Source organism: Streptomyces sp. SPB074, from assembly GCF_000154905.1.
Taxonomy (GTDB): domain Bacteria; phylum Actinomycetota; class Actinomycetes; order Streptomycetales; family Streptomycetaceae; genus Streptomyces.
The window spans coordinates 748580-755909 of record NZ_GG770539.1; the positions used below are offsets into that span (position 1 = coordinate 748580).

Below are 7330 nucleotides of genomic sequence, written 5' to 3' on the forward strand. Positions count from 1 at the left end.
CCGGGCGCGAGGCGCGCGGGGGCGTCGAGCCGCAGGCTGTCGGTGTGCGGGCGGGTCTGGACGCCGAGCCAGCCCTCCGGGAGCGCGGCCCCCGGCCGTGCCGCGCGGTCCACGCCGAGGAGGCTCCAGCCGGTGAAGCCACCCGCGTCGGCGGGCGTCGCGGGGTTCTTCCCGGAGTTCCCGTTGACCAGGTACGGGACCCCTTCGGCGTGCGAGGCGTCGAAGGTGCCGACGTGTCCGGCGACGTACGCGACGCCCTTGCCGCTCGTGCGCCGGAAGTCCGCGAGCCACGACTCGACCAGCGCGGCCTCCTTGCGGTCGCCGAGCTGGCTGCCCTTCTGCGGGGTCGGGTCGCGCGGCGGTACGTGCGCGACGACGACCACCGAGCCGACCGCGCGGTCCTTCGCGGCGGCGTCGAGCGCGGCGCGCAGGCGGCCGAGCTGCGCGAAGTCCGAGACGCGCAGCCCGAGCCCGGAGGTGTCCAGGGTGAGGAAGCGGGTGCCCTTGTGGTCGAAGGTCTGCTCCGCCGCGCCGAACTCCTTCGTGAAGTGGGCGATCGAGCCGCCCATCACCTCGTGGTTGCCCGGAACGTAGTGCCAGGGCACGGCGTCGCCCAGTTCCTCGTCCAGCATCCGGTGCGCGAAGGCCAGGTCCTCGGGCGAACCCTCGTCCACGAGGTCCCCGTCGATGATCAGGAAGTCCGGGTCCGCCGCCCGGACCTCGCGCAGCGTGCGCCGCGCCTGCACGGCGTTCTCGCCGTCGGGCTCCCGCGCGACGAACTGCGCGTCGGACATGACGGCGAACCGCCAGTCCCTGCCCCGGACGTCGCGCGCGGTCGAGATGAGCGGGTCGTGGGGGCGGGCGCTCGCGGGCAGGTCCACCGCCGGGGGAACCTGCGCGGTGAGGCCGTCGAGTTCGACCTCGCCCCGGTACTGCTTCGTCGCGTCGGTCTCGGCGAGGTAGAAGCGGACGAGGGAGACGGGGTGGGCGACGGACTGCGGCACGGGGAAGGTGACCTTCTTCCACCCGGTCCAGTCCACGTACGGGCCGCGCAGCAACTGGTCAGTGCCGGTCGCGTCCTTGAGGTGCAGCGTCGCCCAGGCGCCGTGCCCGTCGCCCTTGAGCCACAGCGTGAACGCCTGCGGCTGCCCGGCGACGGGGAGCGGGGCGGGCGGGCTCGCGTAGGCGGCGCGGGTCGCGGTGGACCGCGTGAAGTCGTACGTCACGCGCAGCCCGGTGCCGTCGTGGCTGTCCGAAACGGCGGTGAGCGCACCGGCGGCGCGGGCCTGGCTGAACGTCCAGTCGGCCGCGTCGTCGAAGCCGGTGACGGCCCGGTCGGTGAGCCCGGCGGAGACGGCGAGGGCGGTGGAGTGCCCGGCGACCGTCGCGGTGACGGTGCCCGCCACGCCCTCCGTGCGCGCCCTGACGGTGAATCCGTCGGCGTCGGGGGTGAGGGTGAACAGGTCGTGGTCGTAGGTGAGCCGGACGTCGGTGGGCTCGACGGGGGCGCTGCCGCCCTCGGCATCGAAGCCGGTGACGCCGAAGCGGGCGCTCGCGGCGGCGTCGGGGAGCGCGAGGCGCCGGGTGCCGGTGTCGACGCGGTCGAGGGGGCCGAGGACGGGAGCTTCGTGGAGCCCCACGCGGCGCCCCTGCGGGCGGTGACCTCCGCGGTGCCCCGCGCGCGGGGCGCGGTGTAGCGCCCGTGGCGGTCGACGGTGCCCCCGCCGCGCACCGTCCACGCCGGGGTCCCGGGCGCGGGCCCGTACGTCTCGTCGTGGCCCCCGGCGGTCAGCGCGCGGTGCAGCCCGGGGAACACGCGGTCGGGGTGGCCCCCGGTGACGGGGTCGGCGGTCGGGGCGCCGAGCGGGTCCATCGCGGTGCCCACCCGGTACCCGGTGAGGCGGCCCGAGCCGTCGGGGGCGGTGAGGATCAGGCCGTTGGGGACGGGGCGTTCGGTGCCGTCGGAGGGCTGGTTGCCGACCTGGAGGGTGTCGGTGCCGGGGGTGCGGGCGAGGAGGGTGGAGGAGCCGCCGCCGTCGAGGTTGACGGCGTTGTAGGCGCCCTCCTTTTTCAGCATCAGGCCGAGTTCGGTGAGGGTGACGCCGCCGCTGTCGGCCTGGCGGCCGTCCACGGTGACGACGTGCAGGGTGCGCCCGTCGCGGCTGAAACCGACGGCGGTGCGGGGTGCCGCCGCGTCGTTGCCCTCGCCCGTGTGGTCGACGGGCCTGCCGTCCGTCACGAGGTACTCGTTCGCGCCGATCGCCTCGCGCGGCGGCGCGGAGCCGTCCCCCGTGCGCGGGTGGTACGCCCAGCTCACGGGCGCGCCCTCGGGCAGCGCGCGCAGCGCGGCGGCGCCCTTGCCCGCACCGACGAGCGCGGTCGCCCCGGCGGGCGGGCGGCCCTTGCCGGGCGCGTGCGCGGTGTCCGTCGTACGGCCCTTGACGACCGTCACCTCGGCGCTGTCGGCGGCGCTGTTGACGGTGAGGGCGCGATCGGCGCCGCCCCAGGCTGCGGTGTAGGCGCCGATGCCGTCGGCGGGGACGTCGGCGGCGTTGAGCGCGGCGAGCGGCCGTTCGCCCGAGGGAAGGCTGAGGGTCCCTTCGAAGGCGAGGTCGAGCACGCGGCCCGCCCGGGCGGCGTCGAAGCCGATCGCGCGGGTGTGCGTGGGGCGCGGGGAGTTCAGGAGGGTGCCGTCGTGCAGCCCGGAGCCCTCGGGGGCGCCCGTCTCGTTGATGTCGAAGAAGTCGCCGTTGAGCGCGGCGACCGTGCGCCGGCCCGTGCCGGGGTCCTGCCCGGCGGCGAGCGCGGAGACCGTCTCGCGCGCCGAGACGCCCGCTTTCGAACCGAGGTACTCGGCGCGCACGCCCGCGCCGAGGTCCGCCGAGAGCGTGTGGACGCGCAGCCACTTGTCGCTCTCCAGGCGGTCGTACGAGGTGAGCGAGGCCCCCGGCGCGAGCGGACGGCGCGTGCGGGCCGTCTCCAGGCCGTCGCCCTCGGGGTACGTGCGCGGGGCGGGGGACGTGCGGGGGGCGGTTCCGTCCGGCGCGGCGGGCGTGCTCGCGGGCGGCGGGGCGGCGGGGCCGGGGGCGACGGGCCCGGCCTCGGCGGGCGCGGGCGGTGCCGCGTTGTTTTCTTTGGAGGCCGGCGCCGGTGCCGGACAGGGCGAGCGTCAGGGCGAGGGCGCCGAGGGCCCGGCGGGCACGGGGTGCGGAGGGGGTGGAGCGGGGCGGGCGTGGGGGCACGTGACTCCTCCTCGGGAGGGGCCCCGGGGGGGCGGGGCCGCACCTCACCTTGACCCGTCGGGCTCCCGCGCACCAGGGAGGCCGGAGGACACACCGCTGAACAGCGGGTGACGCGCCCGGTCCCGGCCCTCACCGCGCGGGGGAAGGGCCGGGACCGGGTGCGGCGGGCGGGGTGAGGCCCGTTCAGCAGAGCTTCGCCGAGAGGGTGATGGTGGTGCCGGTCAGGGCCTGGCTCACGGGGCAGTTCGCCTTGGCGTCCTCGGCGGCGGCGGTGAAGGCGGCCTCGTCGATACCGGGCACGGTGCCCTCGACCGAGAGGTGGATGCCCGTGATCCCGGTACCGGGCTGAAGGGTGACGTCCGCCGAGGTGATGAGGCGGGTCGGGGCGTGCCCGGCCTTGGTGAGGCCGTTGGAGAGCGCCATCGAGAAGCACGAGGAGTGCGCGGCGGCGATCAGCTCCTCCGGGCTCGTCTTCCCGTTGGGCTCCTCGGCGCGCGAGGCCCAGGAGACGGGCGTGGAGCCGATGCCGGAGGAGTCGAGGGTGACGGTGCCCTTGCCCTTGAGGAGGTCGCCCTCCCAGACGGTGTGCGCGGAACGGGTGGTGGCCACGGTGCGGTCCTTTCGCGAGCGGGGCCCCGGGGGCGGGGCCGGTCCGCCCCGGTGGGGGCGGGCCGTGGCCTATACGATCACATGCCGCCCGCTCCGGGCGGGGTGTGCGGCACCGGCAGGGGCGCGGCAGCCGCCTCGGCGGGACGGCTCGGCAGCGGGACCTGCGGGCCGTGGCTCTCGCGCAGCCAGCGCCGCAGGACCTCGTGCACCCGTTCGGCGCCGACGAGTTCCCCGTCCCCGGTGACGGGCGGGCTCAGCGCGAGCGGCGACAGCAGGAAGGGCCGGGACTGGTCGCCGCCGAGGCCGCCGTGCGAGCCGATCTGCTCCTCGAAGGCGAGGACTTCGCCGGTCTCCGGGTCGAACCAGGAGTTGACCATGATGTCCGCGCAGTGCGGGAAGGAGTCGGTGCGCCGCACGGCCTCGGCCGCGCCCGGCCCGAAGGCGGCGAGCGGACCGAGTTCCCCGGCGTCCGGGTCCGCGCCGAGGTCCTTGAGCCGTACCTCGGCCCCGTAGGCGCCGAGCACGACGCCGCCGTGCTCCTCGTCCCGTACGAGCAGGAAACCGACCCCCGGGTGGTGCGCGAGCGTCGAGAGCAGCGCGGGGTGGCGGCGGTCGATCTCCTGCCGGGTCATGCGGTGCGGGACGTCGGGGAAGGAGACGAGGCCGAGGTTGCCGGAGGCGAGGACGACGGGCTCCGAGCGGCGCGGCGAGGCGTGGTGCTCCTCGGCGCGCTCCTCGACGGGGCGGTGCAGCGCGGCGCGCACGGCGGCGCGCGCCTCGTTGCCCGAGTGCGTCCGGCGCACCTTGCGCGGCACGGGCAGCCCGCAGCCCGCCCGGACCAGCTCGCCGAGGCTCAGCCCGTACCGCGTCCGGAACGTCTCGCCGGGGCTCTGGCCGTGGTCGGACAGGAGGACGACCCGGTAGGGGCGCGGGGCGAGTTCGGCGACCTTGAGGACGAGCGCGAGGGAGCGGTCGAGGCGGCGCAGGATCTGTTCGGCGTCGCGGCTGCGCGGCCCCGAGTGGTGCGCGACCTCGTCGTAGGCGACGAGGTCGGCGTAGATCGCGGTGCGGCCCGCGAGGAGGTCGCCCATGACGGCGGCGACGACGACGTCCCGTTCCACGACGGTCGCGAAGGCGCGTACGAAGGGGTAGAGGCCGCCGCGTCCCATGCGGGGGCGTGTGCGGCGCAGCCGGGCGCGGGTGGACTGGCCCATCTCGCGGCCGACCTCGGCGACGAAGGACAGGACGGTGCGGACCGCGTTCGCGGGGTCGCTGAAATAGGCGAAGTACCCGGCGCGCGAGCGGTTCTCCCTGCCCCGGCGCACCGCGACGGACAGGACGAGCGCGAGCTGGTCGGCGCCGCCGCCGAAGAGGTTGCCCCGGCTCGCGCCGTCCAGGCTCAGGAGCCCGGAGTCGCCGGTGCGCTCGACAGCCCGGCGTTGCAGCTCGGCCGCGCTCGCGGGGCGGTTCGACACGATGACCTCGCGGGTCTCCTTCTCGTACCAGCGGAAGGCGGGGACGTCGAAGTTGCTGCCGTGCAGGATGCCGAGCTGGCTCGCGCCGGTCTGGCTCGACCAGTCGGTGCGCCAGCGGGTGACGCGGTGGGTGGGGAGACCGCCGAGGAGCCCGGCGACGGTCGGCATGACGCCCTTGCCGACGGCCTCCATGAGGACGTCGTGGCCGAGGCCGTCCAGTTGGATGAAGACCGTGCCGGGCGGGGCCGGGGTGCCGCTGGGGCGGCCGTAGCGGCGGTAGGCGAGCCGGTGGAGGCGGCGGCGGTAGGCGTTGTCGTCGCGTACCGCGAGCGCGCCCCCGGTCGCCGAGGCGACGGCCGACATGACGGCGGCGACCACCACGGCGGTCTCCGGGTTGACCTCACCCCTGTTCACCGGGACGAGCCGCAGCGCGAGGAGCAGCAGGGAGCCGTTGAGGAAGAAGACGAGCACCGCGAGGACGAAGGCGGGCACGAGCAGCAGGGTGCGCACGAGCAGCGGCCACACGAGGGCGCCGAGCAGCCCGAAGACCCCGGCGCCGAGCGCGGCCGTCATGGCGATGCGCGTCGCGCTGTCCCCGTCGGGCGACTGGAGTTTGAAGTCCGGCAGCAGCCCCGCGAGCACCAGCATCGTCAGGGTGCTCACCCCCCAGACCGCGAACATGCGCAGCACGGCGCTCCCGGCCCCGCGCCACCTCTCCTCGTTCACCGCTCACCTTTTCCTCACGCGATCCGCGCGGAATGCCCTCGGACCGTCCCCCCACCTTCGCACACGGCGCCTTCCCGCCGGTGCGGGCGGCCGAGCGGTGGTACGGAGCTGTCCTGCCCCGGGAGGACGCCCGCGAACGTGCCGGGCGCGGGCTTTCGCGGTGCCGTGGGGGGCCGGGGGTCGCGCGGCCCGCCGTCGTCCCGTCGTCCGGGGTGCGGCGGGCGTCGTCGCGGTCAGCGGCCGTCGTAGCCGGCGGTCGGCATGGAGAGCCGGCGGTGGATGCGGGCCTTGTGCGCGGCGTCGTAGCGGGGTTCGGGGAGCGCGGCGAGCGCGAGCGGGACCCCGCGCGCCTCGCACAGGGCGCGGAACTCCCTTCGCCGGGTGGACGGCCTCGGCGAGCGCGGCGGCCTCCGCGACGACGAAGAGGTCCACCTCCCCGCTGTCGAACGGGTCCCACAGCGCCTCGTGCGCGGGCGCGAGCCCGTGGGCGAGCACCTCCCGCACCAGGACGTGCCCGCGCTCGGCCGCCCACTGCGCGCAGTGCGCGAACTGGCTGCGCACATCCACGAGGTACGGCTGTGTGTCGAGCCGTTCCAGGGGTACGAGGGCGGCGATCGCCAGCGCGCGGTGCCCGTTCACAGCACTCCCCCCGTTCCGCTCCGCGGCCGGTGCCCCCGGCCGTCGCGACGGACCGTGCCCGGACGGGCACTCATCCGAATGAGTGCCGACTCTACTGGAGCCCTTAGGCTCAGCGGGAGCCCGCGGACGGTGAAGCGGACGGTTCGGCGCACGGCGGGCGGCACCCGGCGGTGGTGAGGAGGAACGGCGACGGTGGAGATCACCTGGTGGGGACACGCGACCTGCACCGTGGAGGACGCGGGGACCCGGCTGCTGACCGACCCGGTGCTCGTGCGCCGGCTCGCCCATCTGCGCCGCCGTCAGGGCGCGCTCCCCTCGCCCGTCGCGCTGCGCGCCGACGGGGTGCTCGTCTCGCACCTGCACAGCGACCACCTGCACGTGCCCTCGCTCGCGCGCCTCGCGCCCGGCACGGTGGTGCTGCTGCCGCGCGGCGCGCTGCGCGCGGTGCGGGGACTGGGACGGCGCCTCGCACGGCTCGAACTCGTCGAGGTCGGTCCCGGGGACAAGCAGCGTATCGGCGGGCTCGACGTCCGCGCGGTGCCCGCCCGGCACGACGGGCGGCGCTTCCCGGTGGGCCCCCGGCAGGCGCCCGCGCTCGGCGCTACGTCATCCACGGCACGGCCCGCACCTACTTCGCCG

At 76.2% G+C, this 7330-nt stretch carries 2 protein-coding genes and 3 pseudogenes; 1 reads left to right on the forward strand and 4 read right to left on the reverse strand.

The window, feature by feature from the left end; genetic code table 11:
• The 4 genes and pseudogenes from SSBG_RS03045 to SSBG_RS34150 all read right to left on the reverse strand — a co-directional run.
• A pseudogene (locus SSBG_RS03045) lies at nt 1-3242 on the reverse strand (phosphodiester glycosidase family protein); the annotation flags it as partial.
• A gap of 183 nt (nt 3243-3425) precedes the next feature.
• The gene (locus SSBG_RS03050; RefSeq protein WP_008744764.1) at nt 3426-3851 is read right to left on the reverse strand and encodes an OsmC family peroxiredoxin; all 426 of its coding nucleotides are present in this window, start codon (nt 3849-3851) and stop codon (nt 3426-3428) included.
• A 77-nt stretch (nt 3852-3928) separates the two neighbouring features.
• Complete coding sequence (locus tag SSBG_RS03055) at nt 3929-6052, reverse strand: phage holin family protein (protein WP_008744765.1); 2124 nt, start codon at nt 6050-6052, stop codon at nt 3929-3931.
• A 233-nt stretch (nt 6053-6285) separates the two neighbouring features.
• Nucleotides 6286-6691 (reverse strand): annotated as a pseudogene (locus SSBG_RS34150) (hypothetical protein).
• Nucleotides 6692-6883: 192 nt separating this feature from the next.
• On the opposite strand from SSBG_RS34150, the pseudogene SSBG_RS03065 reads away from it, so the two are divergent.
• A pseudogene (locus SSBG_RS03065) lies at nt 6884-7330 on the forward strand (MBL fold metallo-hydrolase); the annotation flags it as partial.